The sequence below is a fragment of the Castellaniella sp. genome (assembly GCF_049673105.1).
Classification (GTDB): domain Bacteria; phylum Pseudomonadota; class Gammaproteobacteria; order Burkholderiales; family Burkholderiaceae_B; genus Castellaniella.
This window is the reverse complement of the sequence record NZ_JBATXG010000023.1, coordinates 1-20470: the sequence shown is the minus strand read 5'-3', so window position 1 is coordinate 20470 and position 20470 is coordinate 1. Positions and strand designations below refer to the sequence as shown.

The window sequence follows — 20470 nt, the reverse complement described above, 5'->3', positions numbered from 1 at the left end:
GGGCTGGTTAAACGACTATGGACGGTATAACCGTTCAGGCCTCAATGGGCTGTGTGAAATAGGTATCGGCTTAGGTACCGGTTTAGGTATCATGAATGCCTGCCTTCCGATTTAGAGCGGGAACCCATCATGCAGAAACATCAACCGAAACACCCGGGTCAGCCTATTTCACCGGACGCCCCCCAACTGCGCCGGGACGAGGCGAAGACCGTGCAAGAGCGGGAAGATGCGCTGGACGAGGCGTTGGACGGTACTTTTCCGGCCAGCGATCCGGTGTCGACGACGCCCCAGCCGCCGGCCAGGTCGAAGAAGTCCTGACCGTCCCTGAACCAGCCTGCTATGACGCTTGATCTGTTTGGTGCGTCCGATACAGGCACGTATGACCGCATGGGGTCCGCTGCCGGCATCCTGCGCGGCTTCGCCCTGCCGGATGTAGATGCTTTGCTGCCGGCCTTGGCGGATATCCAGGCCGCGTCGCCGTTTCGCCATATGATCACGCCGGGGGGATTCACCATGTCGGTGGCCCTGAGCAACTGCGAGACGCTGGGCTGGACCAGCGACCGATTCGGATACCGTTACAGCCGGGTTGACCCTTCGCACGGGCGCCCCTGGCCCGCCATGCCGGCGGTCTTCCTTCGCCTGGCGCAACGCGCGGCTGCGGCTGCCGGCTTTGATGGCTTCGCACCGGACGCTTGTCTGATCAATCGCTATGTGCCGGGGTCGCGTCTGTCTTTGCATCAGGATAAAAACGAAGTGGATTCCAGCGCGCCCATCGTGTCGGTGTCGCTGGGCATGGCGGCGGTATTCGTCTTTGGCGGCCATGCGCGCACGGACAAGTGTTTCAGGACAAGCTTGCTGCATGGCGATGTCGCGGTCTGGGGCGGGGAAGACCGGATGCGCTATCACGGTGTGCTGCCGATGGTGGACGCGCCGCATCCGCTGCTGGGCAGCCAGCGCATCAATCTGACGTTTCGCAAGGCGGCCTGATCGGCGCTGCGGGATTGCCGCCGCGCCGCCTGCTTATTGAATGGGCGTGCCTTTCAGAATGTCCGCGATGGCGGGCAGATGCTCCAAAGCGGCTGCAGGCAGCTTGGCATCCGTCTGTGCATAGGGCCGGACGGATGCATCTGCGGTGCCGACGATGATGCGGCCCACCATGCCCGCGTGTTCGTGCGGGATGCAGAAATAATCGTAGACGCCGGGGACGTCAAACGTGATGGCGAATGACTTCCCAGGCATGATGTAGTCGGAATTCCAGCTGGAAGCCGCATCCGGAATGCGCCGGGGTTTGCCGTTCTCGGGGTGGTAGGCCGTCGTGGTATGCACATTGCCGGTGTCGCGGTTGACCCAGCGTACGGTTTGTCCCGCTCGAATCAGCAGGCCGCGCGGGCGAAACCAGACGTCGGATCCACTGGGCGTGCCTGACATGGCGATCTCGACCTCGCCGCCCGCCGCTGCCGCAGGGGGCGGCAATGCAGCGGTGAGCAAAAGGCCGCCCCCGGCGGACAATATCAGACGCCGGCGGGGGTCAAAGGCAAAGGCCCTCATTTCGCCACGCGGCTTTCCTGGCTGGCCGGGACGTTCCACAGCACGATGTGGATGTGCGGCTCCGCCACGCCGGGGTGGCCAGCGTTGTACATGATGTCCACGTGATCGACCGTGCCGGCCGGCGCCTTCAGGTCATGCAGGTTCATGTCCGCCTTCATGGCCGACAGGGGGATCATATAGGTCGTGCTGACCAGCTTGCCATCGTGATCGTAGCCCAGGAAGGGGCCGGCGGGCAGGGTAGCCGGGTCGACAAAGAGTTGACCCAGGCCGGGGATGAAATCAGGCAATTTGACCAGAGAGCTGACCGCCTTGTAAGGGGCGGCAGGCGGGGCGGTGGTGACGGTGGCTTGCGCCGCCATGACGGGGGAAGCGCCCAGGGACAGAGCCAGGGCGGCGGCGGCAGCGGTTGCGGTCAGTAATGTGCGGATCATCTTGTTCTCCAGAAAGGGGCAGCGTATTGCTGCTCTCACGGCATTCGATGCGAGTGCCTGGTTTTTCGTTTCATCCGGTGTCGTGTCCCGCGTTGACGGCTCGTCTGTGTCGGGGATGAACGGATTGCAAACACCCTTTGCCGCGGGGGGTTTCCGATAGAGCTGCGTGCTAAGGTGACAGGAAGCTAGAGTCTGGACAGGAGGGCGTCATGTCGGATACTGCAACTCAGGGCCGGTCTCAAACCGGTCGCTATCTGGTTCTTTTTCATCAGGATCGCCAGGAGGCTGGTGTCCGGCATCTGGCTGAGTTGGCCCAGCTCAGTATCCAAAGGCGGTCCGACGCGCAGCCCGCCACGCTGGATGAGTCGTGCGCCCTGGTGTTTGATCGCATCGGCGCCGCGTTCGTGCGTTGTTCGGATCCCGCCCGTCTGCGCCTTCTCGAGGCTGCGGCGGACGGCGACACCATTTTGGCCATCGAGCCGGAACGTACGGTCCGTGCCATTGGTGCGGACCGGACGAGTCCAGCAGATCGTGCCGCAGCACCTGCATCGGACGAGGCGGCGTCGTGGGGCGTGCGCGCGGTGGGCGCCGATGCGTCCGCGTTGACGGGGCGGGACATCCGTATCGCCATCCTGGATACCGGGCTGGATCTGACGCATCCAGACTTTGCCGATCGCCGGATCGAAAGCCGTTCCTTTGTGGCGGGCCAGTCCGTGCAGGACGGCAATGGTCATGGAACGCACTGCGCGGGCATTGCTGCAGGCCCCCCGATCCCTGCCGGGCGCCCCCGCTATGGCGTCGCGGGCGAGGCCCGGCTGTATATCGGCAAGGTCCTGGGAGATGAGGGCAGCGGTGGCGATGGGGGGATTCTGGAAGGGATAGACTGGGCCGTGGGACACGGATGTCACATTGTGTCCCTGTCGCTGGGCAGTCCGGTCACCCCCGGAGAAAGCTATTCCCAGGTCTTCGAGGAAGTGGCGCGGCGAGCCTTGGCCGCCGGCACCCTGATCGTGGCGGCAGCGGGCAATGAAAGCCAGAGACCGGAGCGGATTGCGCCGGTCGGGCATCCGGCCAATTGTCCTTCGATCATGGCGGTGGCCGCCGTGAGCCGCGACCTGAGCGTCGCGCCTTTTTCCTGCGGCGGCTTGCAGGGTTCCGGCGGGGAGGTCAACCTGGCAGCCCCCGGGGTCGATGTTCTATCGTCCTGGCCGACGCCCGATCTCTACCGGGAACTCAGCGGGACCAGCATGGCCACGCCCTTTGTGGCGGGTGTCGCCGCCTTGCATGCGCAGCAGGATCCCCAGGCGCGCGCCGCGCGTCTGGCGGAACGACTGCTGGACAGCGCTCAGGAACTACGTGATGCGTACAGGGATGTCGGCACCGGCCTGGTCCAGGCGCCGGATGCAGCTCAGGCGGAGCGTTGACATCATGGGACTGATCAATCTGACCTTGTTGGTGCGCGAAGATTGGCGCGACCGCTACCCTGTCGTCCTGGAACGCTGCCGGCAGGCCGGCCTGAACGTGGAGCGCGAGCTGACGACAGTGGGCGCGATTGCCGGCAACATAGAAGAAGACCGGCTGTCGGCGCTGAAGGACATCGAGGGCGTGTCAGCCATCGAGCCGGAACGCCTGAGCCGAGGGCTGGAATAGACGCCTACATCCGCGACGGCAGCCAGGTGGCCAGCCCCGGAAAGAACCACAGCACGACCAGCAGGGACATCATCAGGATGAAGTAGGGGGCGCAGACCTTGGCGATGTAGGTGATTTCCTTGCGTGTCATGCTTTGCAGCACGAACAGATTGAATCCTACCGGCGGCGTGATCTGGGCGGTTTCCACGGTGATCACCAGAAAGATCCCGAACCACAGCGGGTCGATGCCTGCCGCCTGGATGATGGGCAACACGACGCCCATCGTCAGGACGATGGTGGAAATGCCGTCCAGAAAGCAGCCCAGAATGATGTAGAACAGACCCAGGGCGATGATCAGCATGGCGGGTGACAACTGCAGGCTGCCGACGAACTCGGCCAGTTGGCGCGGCAGCCCGATATAACCCATGGACAGCGTCATGAAGGCCGCGCCCGCCAGGATCAGGGCGATCATGCAGTACAGACGCGTGGCGCCCAGCAGGGAATCCCGGAAGGACTGCCAGGTCAGGGATTTTTGCCAGGCCGATAGCAGAAACGCGCCCAGCACCCCGATCGCCGCGGATTCCGTGGCCGTGGCCACGCCGGTGTAGATGCTGGCGATGACGCCCAGGATCAACAATACGACGGGGATCAGCTGGCGGGATTCGCGTAGCTTATCCCGCAGTTTCATGTGCCCGGATGCCTCGTCGGGCACCTGGGACGGATGCAGCAGCGCCCAGCCCATCAGCCAGCCGCTAAAGAGCGCCGCCAGCAGCAGCCCCGGCAGGACACCGGCGATAAAGAGTTTGGCGATCGAGGTTTCCGCCGCGACACCGTAGACGATCAGGATGATGGACGGCGGGATCAACAGACCCAGCGTGGCGGGTCCGCCCAGCGAGCCGATGATCTGCGCATCGGGATAGCCGCGTTTGCGCAATTCCGGCAGGTTCATTTTGCCCACGGTCACGCAGGTGGCCGCTGAGGAGCCGCAGACCGAGGCGAAGATCGTGCAGCCCAGCACATTGGTGTGCAGCAGGCGTCCCGGCAGGCGGTTCACCCAGGGCGCCAGGCCGCGGAACAGGTTTTCCGACAGATTGGTGCGGTACAGGATTTCACCCATCCAGATGAAGAGCGGCAGCGCGGTCAGTGTCCAGCTGCTGGAACTGCCCCAGATCGTGAGGGCCATGGCGTCGCCTGCCGGGCGCGCGGAAAAGAATTCCATGCCGAACAGGGCCACCCCGGCCAGGGTCAGGCCGACCCAGACGCCGCCGCCCAGCAGGGCGAACAGGACGACGATCAAGGCGAGGCTGGCGGTGATCTCATTCATGGTGCAGATCCTCGGTGGATTCATGAATGCGCAGGCCGCGCCATTCCAGATAGAGCTCGTCCAGGAAGGCGATGAAGAACACCAGGGTGCCCACGGCCATGAGGATCTGAGGGATCCACATCGGGGTGGCGTCGATGCCGGTGGACATATCCTGGAAGGACCAGGATTGCCAGACCAGCCGGACCGAATAAAAGGCCAGAAAACCGGCCAGCAGGGTGGCGATCATCAGGGCGGCCAGTTCCAGCCCGCGGCGTTTGGCCCCCCGCAGCATGCCCAGCACCAGCGTGACGCGGATGTGTTCGCCTTTTTTCAAGGTGCTGGCCAGGGCCAGGAAACCGGCCCCGGCCATGGCGTACCCCGCATAGGAATCGACGCCGCCGACCGGAAAACCGATCAGGCGGCCCAGGATGGTGAAGGTGACGGCGACAAGGACCAGAATCATGCATAGCCCTGCCAGCCAGGCGCTGACATCATAGAGACCATCGAGCCATTTGCGCATCGCGTGTCCTCGTCGTGTCCGGCCTTACTTGCTGGCGCGGTAGGCGTCCAGAATCTGCTTGCCGTCGTCGCCTGCCTTGGCCGTCCATTCCTGGATGACCGTGTCGCCGACCTTGGCCAGCCCTGCGCGCAGTTCGGCGGACGGTTCGACGATCTGCATGCCGCCGGCCTTCAGTTTCGCGATGGAGTCGGTGTCTACCTGGCGAGACGTTTTCCAGCCGCGTTCTTCCGCCTGAGCGGCGGCCTTCAACACGGCGTCCTGTTGGGCCTTGGGCAGTGCGTCAAACGCCTTTTTGTTGACGACCACGGCGTTTTTCGGAATCCAGGCCTGGACGTTGGTGAAGTACTTCATGTTTTCGTAGAGCTTGTTGTCGGCGCCGGTGGCGCTGGACGTGATCAGGCCCTCGATGACGCCGGTGGCCAGCGCCTGGGTCAGTTCGGCTTCCTGGATGGTGACGGGCTGCGCGCCGACCAGTTCGCCGATTCGGGCGGTGGTCGGGCTGTAGACCCGCCATTTCATGCCTTTCAGGTCTTCCACGGACTGGATGGGTTTATTGCTGTAGATGCTTTGCGGCGGCCATGCCACGGCATACAGCAGTTTGATGCCTTGTTGGTCGAGCTTTTTTTCCAGGGCGGGGCGTTGCGCCTGGTAGAGCTTCCAGGCTTCGTCGTAGTTGCTGGCCAGGAAGGGCAGGCCGTCCAGCCCGAAGGGCTGCCACTCGTTCTGGAAGCTGACCATGAAGAATTCACCGGCCTGGGCTTGCCCGCCCTGCACGGCGCGCTTGATTTCGGGCATCTTGAATAGCGATGCGCCGGAATGCAGCGTGATCTTGAGGTCGCCGTTCGTGGCGGCTGAGACGTCCTTGGTGAACTGTTCCAGATTCTGGGAATGGAAATTGAAGGCGGGGTAGGCTGACGCCAGATCCCATTGTGTGGCGGCGTGGGCATTGAACGCCAGGCCCAGGCCGGCAGCCAGGGTAGCGGTGAAGAAAGTGCGACGTTTCATCAGGCAGTCTCCGGAAGGATCGTGATCGGGAGGCAAGGCCATGAAGACTGGCGGCGACCAGCAGGCCGGGCCTGGTCCAGGCGATGACCAGGAGAAACAGTAGCGCAGCCAGACGCTGGAAACCATCAGGGTTTTCAACAATAAGAATGATTTTGTAGGTGATGTAGCCTTTATTTGTTCAATGATCTGGCATTGATTGTTCCATCATAAAGCGATGCGGCACTAGTCGATGCGCTGGGCATACACCGACAGCACCATGCGTTCGGACTGAATCAAGTAATGTTCCAGGGTTTTCGCAGCGGTGGCCGTGTCGCCGGATTCAAACAGATTCAACAGATGGATGTTCTGGTCCACGAAAGGCGCATGCAGATATTCCGGGTCGTCCAGCAGGCCGAAGGCCAGACGCAGTTCGGCGGCGATGTCGGCGAACATCGCCGACAAGCGGGCGCTGTCGGCCAGGGCGACAATGCCGGCATGAAAAGCCATATTGGCCGATCCCACGCCCTGCCAGTCGCCGGTTTCGCGCATCTGCCGGGCGGCGTCGGTGGCCTGGCTCAGGCGCTTGTGGGCCGGGTGGCGCGGCCACGCCTGGGCCAGGGCCTGGCATTCGATCAGGCGGCGTACTCGGTAGATGTCGATGATGTCGGCGATGCTGGGCACCACGACCGACACGCCGCGATTGGGCTCGTGGTGCAGCAGGCCTTCTTTGACCAGGATGCGGAAGGCCTCGCGCAGGGTATTGCGCGAGACGTCCAGCTGTTCGCTCAGGCTGGCCTCGGACAGGCGCTGTCCCGCGTGCAATTGGCCTTGAATCAGTTGTTGGCGCAGGTTTTCGGCGACGCTATCGGCCAGGCTCAGAGAGGGGGCAGTGCTGGGATAATGCCGGGATTGCATGAGAGCCTCGGGTGTGTGGGTGGCCGGTTGATCGGCGAATTGTTTTTTAATAGGGCGGATTGCTCAACAATCCATCGCATTGTTTGGGATGATAAGGAAACATCATGGACTTGAACAGTGATCTGGGGGAAAGCTTTGGCGCCTGGCATATGGGCGACGACGCCAGCATGCTGGAGATCGTCACCAGCGCCAACGTGGCATGCGGCTTTCATGCCGGGGATCCCGCCGGTATCCTGGACACCTTGCGGGCAGCTGCCGCCAGGGGGGTGGCGGTGGGCGCGCACGTCGGCTATCCGGATCTGGTCGGCTTTGGTCGGCGCAATATGGATCCGACCAGCCGCGAACTGGTGGCCGATGTGGTCTATCAGATCGGCGCTTTGCAGGGCCTGGCGGCGGCGGCGGGCACCCGTGTGCGCTACGTCAAGCCGCATGGGGCCCTGTACAACACCATCGCCCATGATGCGCGCCAGGCCGCCGATGTGATCACGGCCATCCAAAGCCTGGATCGGGATCTGGTCCTGATGGGGCTGGCCGGATCGGCCCTGCTGGACTGGGCGCGGGAACGCGGCATGCGGGTCGTGGCGGAAGCCTTTGCCGACCGTGCCTACACGGCTGACGGTGCCTTGGTGTCGCGCCGTGAACCCGGCGCCGTGCTGCACGATCCGGATCAGGTCGCCGACCGCATGCTGGACCTGGTGCTCACGGGCGAGCTGACGGCGATTGACGGATCACGGGTGCGCCTGCAGGCGGATTCCATTTGCGTGCATGGCGACAGTCCAGGGGCCGTGGCCATGGCCCGCACCGTGCGGGCGCGGCTCGAAGCCGCCGGCATCGCCCTGACGCCCTTTGTGGATGCGCGGGCGACATGAGCGCGCCGGGCCGCCCCAAGCGCGAATTCCCCCCTGGGGGGATGGCGCGTAGCGCCAAGGGGGCGACATGAGCGCGCAGGGCCGCCCCAAGCGCGAATTTGGGTTGCGGTGTCTGCCGGCGGGCGATAGCGCCGTGCTGGCGGAGCTGGGTTCGCTGGATGAGACCCTGGCCTTGTTCCAGGCCCTGGTGGGGGCCTGGCCTGCCGGCGTAGAGGATGTGATTCCCGCCGCTCGCACACTGCTGGTGTTATTCAGCCCGACCGTCTTGAGCGCGCGGGATGTGACGGCCTGGCTGCAGCGGGTGGCTGCAACGCAGACGCAGGCCGGTCCCTCGGGGCCGCGCGGGGGGGCTGGCCAAACCGCCGCCGTTCGACGTGTGGAAATCCCCGTGCGTTATGCGGGCGAGGACCTGGAGGCGGTCGCCAGCCTGATCCGTATGACGCGCGCCGAGTTGATCGAACGCCATACAGGCAGCGACTATCTGGCTGCGTTCGCCGGTTTCGCGCCGGGTTTCGTGTACCTGGCCGGTGGCGACCCCTGTTTTCACGGCGTCCCGCGACATGCCATGCCGCGGGTGAGGGTGCCTGGGGGATCCGTGGCGGTGGCAGGTGATTTCAGTGCCGTCTATCCCTCCGACAGTCCGGGCGGCTGGCAGCTGCTGGGCGAGACGCCTTGGCGCATGTGGGACATGGAACGGGCAGAGCCCGCCCTGGTGCAACCGGGTTTCCGGGTCCGTTTCCGCGATCTGGACGCCCCTGGGGTCACGGTGAGTTTGCCTGCGGCCAAGACAAATCCCCCGGCACCGCCTGTTGCGGACGTCGCCGCGTCAGTCGCGGCAGCGGCCTGCGAGGTGCTGGATGCGGGCTTGCAGACGCTGATTCAGGACGCAGGCCGGCCTGGTCTGACCCGATTGGGGGTTTCCCGGTCCGGTGCGCTGGATCGGCAGTCCATGCATCGCGCCAATCAGTTGGTGGGCAATCCGTCTGATTCGCCGGTGTTGGAGCATGCCTTGGGCGGTTTGCGGCTGCTGTGCCGCGGGCGGGCGGTGATGGCGGTGACCGGCGCGACGGCGCCCGTGGTCGTGACGTCGGCTTCGGGCATCCGTCTGCCTGCGGCGGCTGGCCATCCCATCGTGTTGAACGAGGGCGATGAATTGCGGATCGGTCGCGTTCGCGCCGGTGTGCGCTGCTATGTAGCGGTGCAGGGCGCTTGGGCGGTGCCAGCCGTCCTGGGTAGCTGCGCTACCGATGTCCTGGCCGGTATGGGTCCCGCGCCGCTGAAGCGGGGTGATCGGGTGTTGATCGGTCCACCGATGGCGCCGGGCGCTGATTCAGCCGCGCCGGCATTCGGCGCAACTGAGGTGTCCCGCGCGGAAGACCGCGTGACTTTCGATGTGGTGCTGGGGCCGAGGGATGATTGGTTCGATGCCGACACTGTGCACCGACTGGTGTCGCAGGATTGGGTCGTGACGCCGCAGTCCAATCGGGTGGGCATGCGCTTGGCGGGGGACAAACCGCTGGTGCGCGCTCGCCAGGGGGAACTGCCCAGCGAGGGGACCGTCGCGGGGGCGCTGCAAGTGCCGCCCAGCGGGCAGCCCGTTCTGTTCCTGGCCGATCATCCGCTGACCGGCGGGTATCCGGTCATTGCCGTGGTGCTGAGTACGCAACTGGACCGACTGGCGCAGATGCCGGTCGGGGCGCGCTTGCGCTTTCGTCCCGTGACGGATCCATTGCCCTCGCCGGCGTCCGGGACAGAGTTGCAGCGGCCTTGCTTGAGTCGATCGGACTAGGATGCTGCTGCGGGGATCCCGGCCCGGGAGGCGCTATTGCGGCGCCATTCGATCACGCCGATGGTGAAGCCGCTGGCGCAGACGATGGCGATGCCCAGCCAGGACATGAGGTCGGGGAATTGCCCCCAGATCAGCCAGCCCAGCGCGGCGCCGCTGATAATCTGGAAATAGACGAAAGGCGCCAGCAGCGAGGCCGGCGCCGTGCGGTACGCATGGATCTGCAGGAAATGCCCCAGGCATCCCCAGAACCCCGTGCCCAGCAGCACCAGCCCTTCGAACGCCGACAGCCGGCCAGGCAGCGCGAGCAGGTCTTGCCAGTAAAAAGGCAGCAGCAGCGTCATGATGATGGTTCCCACGGCCCCGCTCCAGATCAGCGTCGTGTACGGATCGTCGACCGCCACGCGGCGCGATGAGATGAATTGGGAAGCCAGCGCGCAGGCCGTCAGCAGACCGAATAGCGTACCCGTAGGATCCAGCCCCGAACCTGGCCGCACCACCACCAGCACCCCCAGCAGTCCTACCCCCGCCGCGACCCAACGCGACAGAAAGGGCGGTTCTTTGAGCACCCAGGGCGCCGCCGCCAGCACGATCAGGGGCGCCAGGAAGTTGATCGCGGTGGCCTGACCCAGGGGCAGATAATGCAAGGCGGTGAAAAACAGCATGGTGGCCGCCAGCATGGACACACCGCGTGCCATTTGGGCGCGTGGTCGGCTGCTGCGCAGGGCCTTCCATCCCCGGACCGGGATGATCGTGATCATCGTCAGCACCAGATGCACCCCATAGCGCACCAGACACACGGCGAACAGCGTGACGCCGACGTCGGCGCCCATCAGGTATTTTCCGCTGGCGTCCAGCCCGGACAGCGCCCACAGAGATGTGACCAGCAACAGGACGCCGGCCAGAACCTGGCGGGTGGTGAGGCTGGCGGGGGGTAAGGACACGGATCCGTCTCCGAGGGCGCGGGAACTACACTATAGCTGTGTAGTCCAGACAAAGAAAAACCGCCTAGGTTGTTGGCCCCTAGGCGGTTTCTGACCTGTTTAAGCAACAGGGTAATTCTTGGCGCGGCTGGCAGGATTCGAACCCACGACCCCTTGGTTCGTAGCCAAGTACTCTATCCAACTGAGCTACAGCCGCTAAAGAGGCGTAAATATAACATGTTTTTTTGAAACCGTCATATCACGCGGTGCTTCCAGTTACCCCAGGCGGATCAGCGTCCCCGAATCGGGGGGCAGCAGCCATGCCTGTACTGGAAAGCGCGAAATAGTAGCACGAATCGAGGACTCCGACATCAGAGAGAAGGCAGTGGACAAGGCATCGGCGGTGGTGGCGTCGGCGGCGCGCACGCTGGCGCTGCGCCAGCGCGGCGTTGCGCTGCCCGTATGGGGGTCGAACAAGTGCGTCAATGCGCCGGATGCGTCCAGCGGCGTGCCATAGCCGCCGGAGGTCGCCAGGGCCTGGTCATGCAGGTCGATGGTGTCCAGCCAGCGGGCGCCGTCTTCCGGGTCTGCCAGACCGGCGCGCCAGGGGCGGCTGGCGTCGGGGCGCCCCAGACTGCGGGCTTCGCCCAGGTCGATCATGGCATGCTCCAGGCCGTTGGCGCGCAGCAGTTCGGTTACGCGGTCGGTGATGTAGCCTTGAGCAATCCCGTTCAGGGTGATTTCCATGCCGGGTCGATCCAGTTCGATGAGATCCGATTCGATCCGGATAGCCCGGTAATCCACATGATTCAGAATGGGCCGCAGCCTGTCTGGATCGGGCGTGGCTGAACGGGAATCGGGCTGGCGCTGGGCATACCAGTGCCATAGCGCCTGCACGGTCGGGTCGAAATAGCCTCCTGTCAGCTCGGCAAAGGCGCAGGCTTCGGAGAGCAGGCGGCACAGATCGGCGGGCGGCGCCGCCAGTCTGCCCTCGCGGTTCAGACGCACCAGGGCGCTGTCCTCGCGATACAGGCTGAAGATCTTTTCCAGTCGGTGGATTTCACCGACGGCCAGGCGGATCAGCCTTTGTGCGTGAACCGGGTCGGGATGCAATAGCTGCATCTGAGCGTCCGCGCCCAGCGCGATGCCGCGCCAGACGGCGGGCGGTGGCAGATCCGTGGGGTGTGTCATGGCGGCGCGCAGCGGCGAGGAACCCAGCAGGGTTGCACTGGCGGCGACGATGCCTAGAAAACGGCGGCGTGTGGTGGATGTCATGAGCGTGTTCCGATCATGAGGGACGTCGATGCGTCTGCATCGACGGAGGGAAGGGGTTCCAGATATCGCAGGACGTAGTCCTCGGGCATTTCCTGAAAGCCGACGATACGACCGCCGTACTGTTCCCGATAGGCCTGGGCGTCTTCGATGTGGGCGAAGGGCAGGGCGTCGGGCGCCCCCATGCCGCCGACAGCGCGGCTCTCGATCAGGAAATGGGCGCTGCGTGCGTCGATCCAGGCATCTGTCGGGGGATTGCCCTGTTTGTCCGCCTGGCCCATGTCCTGGACGTAGATGGCGACGATGGTCTTGGGTTCTTCCGGCAGCAGCGTATAGGCGAAGACTTCGCGAATGGTGGAAAACCAGACGGCGACGTCCTGGTCGCGCAGCAGGATCTGCCCTTTGGGGCCGACGTGTTCGTAAAGATTCATACCGCAATAGTGGCCAACGGCCTGTTCGTTCATCACATGGGGCGCCAGGGGCAGGCCGGACTCGGTGCTGCCTGCCCCGCAGGCGCCCAGCAGCAGGCTGATGGCGAGGCCGCCCAGCAACCTCAGGCCGCGTTGCGCGGCAGTCGGACGATAGCCGGAAGAAGGGATGTCTGCCATTAGAGCGACCTCCGCTTGAATGCCCAGGATGCCAGCGCCAGGGGAATCACGATCCATAGTGTCTGGGCCAGCAGCAGGGTCTGAGTGGATAGCGTCGCCTGGCCGCTCAGGCCCGCCATGCCCGCGAACATGGCGATGTTTTCATGGCCGGTCAGATTGAGCAGGCGGTAGACGTCGGTGGGGTTGAGCAGCAGGATGGCATGCAAAATGGGCTCGGTGATCGTGCGCCCCTGGTCGACCACCAGAACGCCCAGCACGCCCATGTCGTAGATCACCACCAGGAACAGCCAGACGCCGATGGCGATGCCGGCGGCGGTCTGCCGTTCCTGCACCAGGGCGCTGATCAGGTAGCCCAGGGACAGGAAGGCGGCGCCCAGCAGGATGCTGGCGGCGATCAACAGGGCGAACGGCCCCCAGGCGGTCGGGTCCAGGCCGCCAAAGGCCAGTTGCAGCGCCAGGCCGGCCAGACCGTAGCCCGCACCGATGGCCAGCGCCAGAATCACCAGATGACCGCAGAATTTGCCCGCCATGACCTGCGGGCGCGAGATCGGGTAGCTCAGCAGCAGGTTCATCGTGCCTCGGTCGATCTCGCCGACGATGGCGTCGTAGGACAGCAGCATGGCGATCAGCGGCACCAGGAAAATCGACAGGCTGGACAGACTGACCACCGTCACCGTCAGGGGGTCGACCTTGACGTTGCCGGTGGGGGCGCTGCCCAGGAATCCCAGCGACAGCGCCAGCATGGCCAGCAGCAGCGCGATCGCCAGCACCCAGCGGTTGCGCAGGCCGTCGCGGATTTCCTTCTGTATCAGGATCAGGGTCGGGTTCATGCGTCCTCCCGGCGTAGAAAGTGTGCATACATTTCGTCCAGCCCTGGTTGTTCCAGTTCGATGTCGCTGATGTGGGGCAGGGCCTGGGCGTCGCGCAGCCGCTGCAGTTTTTCAGCGGCAGGGCAGGTCAGTTCCAGACGGTGCGCGCTGATGCGCCGCCAGCCGTCGGGGACCTCGATCGGTTCCAGAGCCAGCGTCAGGCGGATGCGCACCGGCAAGCCGGCGTCCTGGCGCAGATCGCTCAGGCTGCCATCGGCGATTTTGCGGCCCTTTTGCATGACGATGACGCGATCGGCCTGGCCTTCCAGTTCGGCCAGGGCATGGGTGGACAACAGGATGGCGGTACCGGCGTCGCGCAGTTCGCGCACGATGTCGTAGAACAGCAGGCGCGAGGCGGGGTCCAGTCCTGTCGTCGGTTCGTCCAGCAGCAGGATGCGGGGCTTGCCCAGCAGGGCCTGCGCCAGCGCCAGGCGTTGGCGCATCCCCTTGGAATAGCCGCCGACGCGCCGCTTGGCGGCCTCGGCGATGCCCACGCGCGACAGCAGGGCTGCGTTGCCCTGGGTGGACAGGCCTTTCAGGCGCGCATAAAAAGCCAGGGTTTCGGCACCCGTCAGCGAGGGGTGCAGCGCCACGGTTTCCGGCAGATAGCCGATCAGGCGGCGGGCGCGGGCGGCTGCCGGACTGGCGGCCAGGTCGCCCAGCACGCGCACGGTGCCGGATTCCGCTCGGATCAGGCCCAGGATCAGTTTGATCAGCGTGCTTTTGCCGGCGCCGTTATGGCCGGCCAGAATGACGCATTCTCCGGGCTCCAGGAACAGGCTGACGTCGTCCACGGCGGCCAGGGCGCCATAGCGCTTGGTCACGCGGCGAAGGTCGATGGGCGGGGCGGTCACGGTCATGGCTTGGCCTCGTAGTGTTTCCAGGCGGGTGGAACAGGGGGCGCCATCAGGGGGGCGCTGTCCATGACGCCGCCGGGCAGGATGGCGGGAAACTGCGATTGGGCCCAGCGCACGATCGTGACGGCGGGGCTGTTGAGCAGCAGGCGCGCACTGGGCGCGCGCCAGATGACTTGATCGATCAGGCCGTTGGGCCGGTAGGCGGTGTCGCCGATGCCGTTGCCATCCAGGTCGAAGGCGGACAGGTCGGACCAGTAATTGCCGCGTCCGTCCAGCGACCATTCCAGATAGCGGGTGCCGACGTATTTGACCTGGTTCTGATTGTTGACGAAGGCATTGCCGTGGATGCGGTTGCCCTCGGACCCGGTGTAGTGCACGCCGGTGCCGCAATCCTGAAAGTGATTGTCGGCCATCTCGTTGAGATTGGCGTTGTAGACGAAAACGCATTTTTCCGCGCCCACGACCACATTGCCCTGGATGCGGGAATCATCCGTGGCATTGAGCATCAGGCCCTGGTGCGCGCTGTCGGCGGCGATATTGTCGCGTACCGTCAAACGGCGGGAAAACATGATGGCGTAGCCGATTTCATTGCCGCGCGAGATATTGCCGCTGACCTCGCTGTCGTTGGTATACATATAGTGCACGGCATAGCGCAGGTGATGAAAGGTATTGCCGCTAAAGACGTTTTCCCGGCTGTTATTGGAAAAAATGCCGTCGCGGCCCTCTGAAATATCGTTGCCGATCACCTTGGACCCAGGCGCGTTCCAGACGGTGACGCCGTTGCCGCGTTCATTGACGCGCAAACCGGTGTTGCCCACGATACGGTTGTCTTCCACCAGGGCGTCGCGGGAGCCCCACAGGTAGACGCCGACGGAATTGTCGAGGATGTCGTTGCCGACGATATGCGCGCGCGCAGCGGTCTTGTCCAGGAAGACGCCGGCATCCATGTCGGGCAGGCTCAGGCCGGAATGGCGGATGGTCAGGCGCTGGATCGTGACGTCGTCCGCCTGTACCCAGATGGTCCGGCCCTGGCGCTCGCCCAGGATGCGGGCGGCGCGGTCAGGGGGGCCTTCCAGCGTCAGGGGCTTGTCGATCAGCAGATTGCCCGGATAGTCGCCGGGCGCCAGGCGCAGCACGTCGCCGGGCGCGGCGGTCTCGATGATGGCCTGCAGGCGGGCGCCGGCGGGGACATCGATGACCGCCGCCTGCGCCGCCCCGCCGGCCAGGATCAGCGCAGCCGCCAGGGCCGTGCTGAAACGCGGGGCAGTGCAGTGCTTCATGGCATCAGGCCTTTTTGGGCTTGACGTACATCTGGCCCGACATTTCCATGTGCAGCGCGTGGCAGAACCACTGACAGTAGTACCAGTGCACGCCGGGCCGAGACGCCGTGAAGGTGACCGACGACGTCGCCTGAGGGCCGATTTCCATGGCGATGCCGTGACCCGTCAGCGTGAAGCCGTGGGTCAGATCCTCGATGCGCTCCATATTGGTGACGATGACCGTGACTTCGTCGCCCTGGTTCACTTCGAAGCTGGGCAGGCTGAAGACCGGGGCGATCGCCACCATGTAGACCCGGACCTTGTTGCCGTCGCGAATCACCGTGGAACCGCCTTCCAGCGTGACGCCGTCTTTTTCCGCTTGCTTGCGCGCGTCTTCCCACATGGGGTCGTCGCGATCCCAGAGGTGCTTGGGGCGGACCTTGGAGCGATGCACCAGCAGCATGTCGTGCGGCTCGGCAAAGCTGGGGCCGTCGTGGACCAGCTTCATTTCATCGCCCGAAATGTCGATCAGTTGATCGTTTTCGGGCTTCAGCGGGCCGACGTTCAGGAAGCGGTCCTTCGAGAACTTGTTCAGCGACACCAGCCATTTGCCGTCGGCTTCCTTGGTTTCACCCATGGTGGTGTGGTTGTGGCCGGGCTGGTAGTGCACGTCCAGCTTCTGGATGATCGGATCGACCTTTTCGCCCTGGTAGGCTTTCTTGGCCTTTTCGATGTTCCATTTGCACATCTGGCTGTCGATGAACAGCGTGGTGTAGGCGTTGCCGCGACCATCGAAGGCCGTGTGCAGAGGGCCCAGGCCCAGTTGCGGCTCGGCCACGACCACGTCGCGTTCCTTGATCTTGTCGTCGAACAGATCATCGAGCTTGCGCACGTCGATGACGGTGACGGTGGGCGAGAGCTTGCCGTTGAATACCACGTGGATGCCGTCGGGCGCGGCGTTGCAGCCGTGCGGCGAATTGGGCACCGGGATGTAGCGCGTGTATTTGGAACCCTTGCGACCGTCGATGACGGGCACGCCGTTCATTTCCTTGTAGTCGCCGTTCTTGACGGCCTCTTCGATGCGCTTGATGTTGAACACCACCGCCCAATCCTGTTCGTTGGCGGACATTTCCGTGACCGACAGGCCTTTCTCGGAGTTGTAGCAGGTGGCGAAGGAATACTTGCCCTGATAGTCGGCGTCGCCGTTGTCCAGGTTGCCGTCCACCAGCACTTGCCAGGCGACCTTCATGGTGTCGCCGTCCACGGCGGTGTAGATGGCCCAGAAGTTTTTCTTCGGATCGTCCATCACCGTGCCGTCGTTGGGCAGCGGGACGATATGTTCGCCGTTGCAGAAGACGTAGCCGGTGCGCGGGTAGCGTTGCGGACGCAGGCCGTGGATGCCGTCGGCGTTGGGGATCTCGATGATCTTGTCGGTCTTCATCACGTCGCAGCGGATGCGCGCCACGCGGGTGTTGGCCTTGTCGTTGATGAAGATGTAGCGCCCGTCGTAGGTGTTGTCCGTAAAGGACATGTGGGGGTGGTGCGCATCGCCGTTGGGCAGGACGCCGCCAATGGAATCGGCATAGGCCTTGGTTTCAGGCGTCAGGCCTTCGGTCAGGATCTTGCGGCTTTCATTGGTGGTGCCCCAGCCGGTGGCGCTGCACATATTGAAGACCGGGATGCGCATCAGTTCGCGCATGGACGGCAGGCCCATGATGCGGACTTCGCCCGACTGGCCGCCGGAATTGAAGGCATAGTATTCATCAAGTTCGCCGGGAGCGACTTCGACGCTCTGGTGGCCCTTTTTCTTCGGGTCGTCTTTGGCATTCGCCGTCAGATGGGTGGCGCCGACGGCAGCGGCGCCGGTGATGGCAGCCGTGCCGAGAAAACCGCGTCGGCTCAGGCCTGGCTTGTCGTTGTGTTGGTCGGACATGAAAGTCTCCCAGAGGGTTGTGCATAGCATTCCCGGCAGTCCTGCCGGGCGGGGCTATGGGTTCGATGAAACGGCTTGTGATTCGGTCGTTGCCCGGGGGCGGACGGTGGGCTTGCGGCTGACGATGGTCTCTCCCGGCAGGCCCGCGTCCGGCGGAGGCGCTTTGTGGCGCCGCAGCTTGGCGTTTTTCTGGATCAGGTGAGGGCAGCGTTTTTCGTGGTGGTACAGCATCTGGCAATTCAGACACTGGATGCATTCATTCGGATTGATGTCGCCTTCCGGGTTGATGGCCTGGACGGGGCATTCCACGGCGCACAGTTGACAGGGATTGCCGCAGGTCTTGTAGCGGCGCAGCCAGTCGAAGATGCGTAGCTTGGCGGGGATCGCCAGTGCGGCGCCCATGGGGCACAGGTAGCGGCAGTAGAAGCGTTCGATGAACAGGCCGGCCAGCAGCAGCACGACGGCGAAGATCACGAAAGGCCAGTCGCGGATGAACTTCAGGATGATGGCCGTCTTGAAGGGTTCGATTTCCGCGAATTTTTCCGCCAGCCCCAGCTCGTACAGGGAAATGCCAAACAGGATCAGGAAGATGATGTATTTCAGACCGGCCAGGCGGGTGTTGACGCCGTGGCTGACCTTGATCTGCGGCACGCGCAGACGTTTGGCCAGATTGTTGGTCAGTTCCTGCAGCGCGCCGAACGGACACAGCCAGCCGCAGAACGCCCCCCGGTTCCAGAAGATCAGGGACATGGCCGTGGCGATCCACAGGATGAACACAATGGGGTCCATCAGGAAATATTCCCAGCTGAAATCGGTGCGCAGCGCGGTGGTGAAGGTCAGGACGTTGACCACCGACAGCTGCGCCTGGGCGTACCAGCCGATCCAGAACAGGGTAAAGAGCAGGAAGACCGTGCGAAAGCGCTTGTAAAAGACCTCGTGCTTGGTCAGCAGGTCCTGGAAGAAAAACACTGCGATCAGGGTGAGCAGTGCGATCGAAATGATCACGATCTGCACGGTCTTGGCCGCCCACATCTGTTTCCACAAGGCGGGTGCCGCCTCGAGTTCGGCCTGCGCCTGTTCCAGCGCCGCCTGCTGGGCGGTGCCCGCCGCGTCCGCCTGGCTGCTGGCCGGCGCTGCGCTGACCTTGGTGTAACTGTCGGGCAGGGTGTAATTCAGGTTCAGGGTGGTGAAGGCCTTTTCTTTGACGTTCAGCACCCGCTGGACGGTGAGCTGCAGGCGCCACGGCGAGATCGGGTCGAAGACGGCGTCCGAGGGCACGGTGAACAGGGCGATTTCGCGCAAGCGCGGGGCGCCGGCGGCCATCAGATCCGCCAGACGCTGATGGTCCAGATCGGTAAAGTGAAAACTGTGTTCTTCCTGGACGACCTCGATGCGGTCGAAGACGCCGCCGCGCACGTAGCCTGATCCCTTGAAGGAATAGCGCCCGTCGCCGGCCACCAGGATCGCGGATTGCCCGGGGGCCAGGCGCTCGGTCAGGTAGCGGTATTCCACATCCCCCAGCAGGCTGCGTCCGATGGACGGGACGCTGACCAGAGCTGCGTACAGATCGATGAAGGTCTCGTCGGGTTCGCCGGATTCCGGTTTGGCGATGGCGTCGGCGCGCCCGGTTTTCTCAAAGGCCTGGTTGACGTCGGCGATGCTGACGTGCAGTTGGCTGACGGCGCCGGATGCCAGCAGGGCATCCCAGGATTCGGTATCGGCCTTGTCCATGTCGATGGCGCGCTGCTCGACGGGCGCGGCTTGCGCAGCGCCGGATCGGCCAATGCCGTAGTCGCGGGCCACCGCCATCAAGGATCGGGTGATGCTGTCGCCGATCACCATCAGCGTGACGGTTGCGCCGCTGATGATGTCCACCGGGGGCGGTGCGCCGGGGCGCGGCGGTTCCTTGATGTAGTTTTTGCCGACGTAACCCTGGATGAAGGCTTCTACCTTGGCTTCGGGGATGCCGATCAGCACGATGGGTTCGTGGTGTTCCACCAGTTTGGCGCCGACGATTTCGCCGTCCAGCGAGAGTCCGATCAAGGTATCGATGGGTTTGCTGGAATAGCCGCGCGTATTGACGATGTCGGTGGTCAGGTAGACGTAGCCCAGCAGCGTGTCTTTTGCGTAGGCGCGGGCGACGGTGGGCTTGCCTTCCGCCGGGCCGATGCGGTCGGCGCCGGGGAAAATCTGCGCGGGTTCTATTTTTTGCAAAAAGGCGCCCAGGCGGGGTCCACCGCCCAGAGCCGTGCCGCTTTGGCCGAATTGATAGGCCTGGTATTTGGCGCCGTCCTGGGACTGGGCGGTCGCGCCGATAGGCAAGGCCATCAGGCAGGCGGACAGCCAGAGCGCCAGATGAAACCGGAATGAGCAACGGGATGCAAGGGCCGAAATCTGGCTGACGAGGCGCATGACAACAAGGGCGAATGACAGTCGAGAATGGCGTCATCGTACGGGCTGGGGGAAACCCTTGTTTTGCGCCAGATCAAGCCTGCGCGCGAGCGCGGTCGCGCCTTGATCCAGATCAAATTAGCGGCGTGGGGGTTATTTCCTTTTGCCGCCGGGCCGCCCCAAGGCGAAAGAGCCCCCTTGGGGGGGCAGCAAGCGGGCGATAGCCTGCGTAGCGTGGGGGCTATTTTCTTTTGCCGCCGGGCCGCCCCAAGGCGAAAGAGCCCCCTTGGGGGGGCAGCAAGCGGGCGATAGCCTGCGTAGCGTGGGGGCTATTTTCTTTTGCCGCCGGGCCGCCCCAAGGCGAAAGAGCCCC

General features: G+C 64.2%; 20 protein-coding genes and 1 tRNA gene. 6 read left to right on the top strand and 15 right to left on the bottom strand.

Annotated elements, in window-relative coordinates:
* Positions 1-129 precede the first annotated feature (129 nt).
* Positions 130-318: a hypothetical protein gene (locus tag WBF69_RS09100; protein ID WP_424263392.1), complete on the top strand. Its 189-nt coding sequence runs from the start codon at positions 130-132 to the stop codon at positions 316-318.
* Positions 319-339: 21 nt separating this feature from the next.
* Positions 340-987, top strand: a complete 648-nt coding sequence (gene alkB / locus WBF69_RS09095) for a DNA oxidative demethylase AlkB (RefSeq protein ID WP_424263390.1) — start codon at positions 340-342, stop codon at positions 985-987.
* Between the two features lie 33 nt (positions 988-1020).
* Here alkB and WBF69_RS09090 read toward each other — a convergent pair whose 3' ends face one another.
* Both WBF69_RS09090 and WBF69_RS09085 read right to left on the bottom strand, forming a co-directional pair.
* Entirely contained in the window at positions 1021-1488 is a 468-nt protein-coding gene (locus tag WBF69_RS09090) for a plastocyanin/azurin family copper-binding protein (RefSeq protein ID WP_424263388.1), read from the bottom strand.
* Between the two features lie 56 nt (positions 1489-1544).
* A complete protein-coding gene (locus tag WBF69_RS09085; protein WP_424263386.1) occupies positions 1545-1979 on the bottom strand; it encodes a DUF5602 domain-containing protein in 435 nt (144 codons plus the stop codon).
* A gap of 209 nt (positions 1980-2188) precedes the next feature.
* Here WBF69_RS09085 and WBF69_RS09080 point away from each other — a divergent pair, with 209 nt between their 5' ends.
* Together WBF69_RS09080 and WBF69_RS09075 are read left to right on the top strand one after the other, a co-directional pair.
* Entirely contained in the window at positions 2189-3403 is a 1215-nt protein-coding gene (locus tag WBF69_RS09080; protein WP_424263385.1) for a S8 family serine peptidase, read from the top strand.
* 4 nt (positions 3404-3407) lie between these two features.
* On the top strand, positions 3408-3629 hold the full coding sequence (locus WBF69_RS09075; RefSeq protein ID WP_424263383.1) for a hypothetical protein: 222 nt from the start codon (positions 3408-3410) through the stop codon (positions 3627-3629).
* A gap of 4 nt (positions 3630-3633) precedes the next feature.
* On the opposite strand, the gene WBF69_RS09070 is transcribed toward WBF69_RS09075, so the two are convergent.
* The 4 genes from WBF69_RS09070 to WBF69_RS09055 form a co-directional block, all read right to left on the bottom strand.
* Positions 3634-4932 (bottom strand): TRAP transporter large permease, encoded by a 1299-nt coding sequence (locus WBF69_RS09070; RefSeq protein WP_424263381.1) that lies wholly within the window; start codon positions 4930-4932, stop codon positions 3634-3636.
* Positions 4925-5431, bottom strand: coding sequence for a TRAP transporter small permease (locus WBF69_RS09065; RefSeq protein WP_424263379.1), 507 nt, complete (start codon positions 5429-5431; stop codon positions 4925-4927). Before WBF69_RS09065 ends, WBF69_RS09070 begins: the two co-directional genes overlap by 8 nt.
* Positions 5432-5455: 24 nt before the next feature.
* The gene (locus WBF69_RS09060; protein ID WP_424263378.1) at positions 5456-6436 is read right to left on the bottom strand and encodes a TRAP transporter substrate-binding protein; all 981 of its coding nucleotides are present in this window, start codon (positions 6434-6436) and stop codon (positions 5456-5458) included.
* Between the two features lie 222 nt (positions 6437-6658).
* Positions 6659-7330, bottom strand: a complete 672-nt coding sequence (locus WBF69_RS09055) for a GntR family transcriptional regulator (protein WP_424263376.1) — start codon at positions 7328-7330, stop codon at positions 6659-6661.
* Between the two features lie 104 nt (positions 7331-7434).
* Here WBF69_RS09055 and WBF69_RS09050 point away from each other — a divergent pair, with 104 nt between their 5' ends.
* Both WBF69_RS09050 and WBF69_RS09045 read left to right on the top strand, forming a co-directional pair.
* The gene (locus tag WBF69_RS09050; protein WP_424263374.1) at positions 7435-8199 is read left to right on the top strand and encodes a LamB/YcsF family protein; all 765 of its coding nucleotides are present in this window, start codon (positions 7435-7437) and stop codon (positions 8197-8199) included.
* A gap of 67 nt (positions 8200-8266) precedes the next feature.
* Positions 8267-9988: a 5-oxoprolinase/urea amidolyase family protein gene (locus WBF69_RS09045; RefSeq protein WP_424263372.1), complete on the top strand. Its 1722-nt coding sequence runs from the start codon at positions 8267-8269 to the stop codon at positions 9986-9988.
* Here the strand turns inward: WBF69_RS09045 and WBF69_RS09040 are convergent.
* The 9 genes from WBF69_RS09040 to WBF69_RS09000 all read right to left on the bottom strand — a co-directional run bounded on the left by WBF69_RS09040 (position 9985) and on the right by WBF69_RS09000 (position 20118).
* Positions 9985-10929 carry a DMT family transporter gene (locus WBF69_RS09040; RefSeq protein ID WP_424263370.1) on the bottom strand — a complete coding sequence of 315 codons (945 nt, stop codon included), beginning with the start codon at positions 10927-10929 and terminating at the stop codon, positions 9985-9987. The two genes, WBF69_RS09045 and WBF69_RS09040, sit on opposite strands and share 4 nt — an antisense overlap.
* Before the next feature lie 119 nt (positions 10930-11048).
* Positions 11049-11125: transfer RNA gene (locus WBF69_RS09035), tRNA-Arg, on the bottom strand.
* 59 nt (positions 11126-11184) lie between these two features.
* Entirely contained in the window at positions 11185-12183 is a 999-nt protein-coding gene (locus tag WBF69_RS09030; RefSeq protein ID WP_424263368.1) for an FAD:protein FMN transferase, read from the bottom strand.
* Entirely contained in the window at positions 12180-12788 is a 609-nt protein-coding gene (locus WBF69_RS09025; protein WP_424263366.1) for a nitrous oxide reductase accessory protein NosL, read from the bottom strand. The genes WBF69_RS09030 and WBF69_RS09025 overlap by 4 nt, the downstream gene beginning before the upstream one ends.
* A complete protein-coding gene (locus tag WBF69_RS09020) occupies positions 12788-13618 on the bottom strand; it encodes an ABC transporter permease (protein ID WP_424263364.1) in 831 nt (276 codons plus the stop codon). Before WBF69_RS09020 ends, WBF69_RS09025 begins: the two co-directional genes overlap by 1 nt.
* Positions 13615-14517, bottom strand: a complete 903-nt coding sequence (locus WBF69_RS09015) for an ABC transporter ATP-binding protein (protein ID WP_424263362.1) — start codon at positions 14515-14517, stop codon at positions 13615-13617. Before WBF69_RS09015 ends, WBF69_RS09020 begins: the two co-directional genes overlap by 4 nt.
* The gene (locus tag WBF69_RS09010; protein ID WP_424263360.1) at positions 14514-15794 is read right to left on the bottom strand and encodes a nitrous oxide reductase family maturation protein NosD; all 1281 of its coding nucleotides are present in this window, start codon (positions 15792-15794) and stop codon (positions 14514-14516) included. Before WBF69_RS09010 ends, WBF69_RS09015 begins: the two co-directional genes overlap by 4 nt.
* A 4-nt stretch (positions 15795-15798) precedes the next feature.
* A complete protein-coding gene (gene nosZ / locus WBF69_RS09005) occupies positions 15799-17706 on the bottom strand; it encodes a TAT-dependent nitrous-oxide reductase (RefSeq protein ID WP_424263358.1) in 1908 nt (635 codons plus the stop codon).
* Positions 17707-17760: 54 nt separating this feature from the next.
* Positions 17761-20118 carry a 4Fe-4S binding protein gene (locus WBF69_RS09000; RefSeq protein WP_424263356.1) on the bottom strand — a complete coding sequence of 786 codons (2358 nt, stop codon included), beginning with the start codon at positions 20116-20118 and terminating at the stop codon, positions 17761-17763.
* Positions 20119-20470: the final 352 nt, after the last annotated feature.

Excerpts from the sequence above, each read along its gene's own strand:
- WBF69_RS09100 (WP_424263392.1), top strand. The coding sequence starts at position 130 with ATGCAGAAACATCAACCGAAACACCCGGGTCAGCCTATTTCACCGGAC.
- alkB (WP_424263390.1), top strand. The coding sequence starts at position 340 with ATGACGCTTGATCTGTTTGGTGCGTCCGATACAGGCACGTATGACCGC.
- WBF69_RS09085 (WP_424263386.1), bottom strand. The coding sequence starts at position 1,979 with ATGATCCGCACATTACTGACCGCAACCGCTGCCGCCGCCGCCCTGGCT.
- WBF69_RS09080 (WP_424263385.1), top strand. The coding sequence starts at position 2,189 with ATGTCGGATACTGCAACTCAGGGCCGGTCTCAAACCGGTCGCTATCTG.
- WBF69_RS09075 (WP_424263383.1), top strand. The coding sequence starts at position 3,408 with ATGGGACTGATCAATCTGACCTTGTTGGTGCGCGAAGATTGGCGCGAC.
- WBF69_RS09070 (WP_424263381.1), bottom strand. The coding sequence starts at position 4,932 with ATGAATGAGATCACCGCCAGCCTCGCCTTGATCGTCGTCCTGTTCGCC.
- WBF69_RS09065 (WP_424263379.1), bottom strand. The coding sequence starts at position 5,431 with ATGCGCAAATGGCTCGATGGTCTCTATGATGTCAGCGCCTGGCTGGCA.
- WBF69_RS09060 (WP_424263378.1), bottom strand. The coding sequence starts at position 6,436 with ATGAAACGTCGCACTTTCTTCACCGCTACCCTGGCTGCCGGCCTGGGC.
- WBF69_RS09055 (WP_424263376.1), bottom strand. The coding sequence starts at position 7,330 with ATGCAATCCCGGCATTATCCCAGCACTGCCCCCTCTCTGAGCCTGGCC.
- WBF69_RS09050 (WP_424263374.1), top strand. The coding sequence starts at position 7,435 with ATGGACTTGAACAGTGATCTGGGGGAAAGCTTTGGCGCCTGGCATATG.
- WBF69_RS09045 (WP_424263372.1), top strand. The coding sequence starts at position 8,267 with ATGAGCGCGCAGGGCCGCCCCAAGCGCGAATTTGGGTTGCGGTGTCTG.
- WBF69_RS09030 (WP_424263368.1), bottom strand. The coding sequence starts at position 12,183 with ATGACATCCACCACACGCCGCCGTTTTCTAGGCATCGTCGCCGCCAGT.
- WBF69_RS09025 (WP_424263366.1), bottom strand. The coding sequence starts at position 12,788 with ATGGCAGACATCCCTTCTTCCGGCTATCGTCCGACTGCCGCGCAACGC.
- WBF69_RS09020 (WP_424263364.1), bottom strand. The coding sequence starts at position 13,618 with ATGAACCCGACCCTGATCCTGATACAGAAGGAAATCCGCGACGGCCTG.
- WBF69_RS09015 (WP_424263362.1), bottom strand. The coding sequence starts at position 14,517 with ATGACCGTGACCGCCCCGCCCATCGACCTTCGCCGCGTGACCAAGCGC.
- WBF69_RS09010 (WP_424263360.1), bottom strand. The coding sequence starts at position 15,794 with ATGAAGCACTGCACTGCCCCGCGTTTCAGCACGGCCCTGGCGGCTGCG.
- nosZ (WP_424263358.1), bottom strand. The coding sequence starts at position 17,706 with ATGTCCGACCAACACAACGACAAGCCAGGCCTGAGCCGACGCGGTTTT.
- WBF69_RS09000 (WP_424263356.1), bottom strand. The coding sequence starts at position 20,118 with ATGCGCCTCGTCAGCCAGATTTCGGCCCTTGCATCCCGTTGCTCATTC.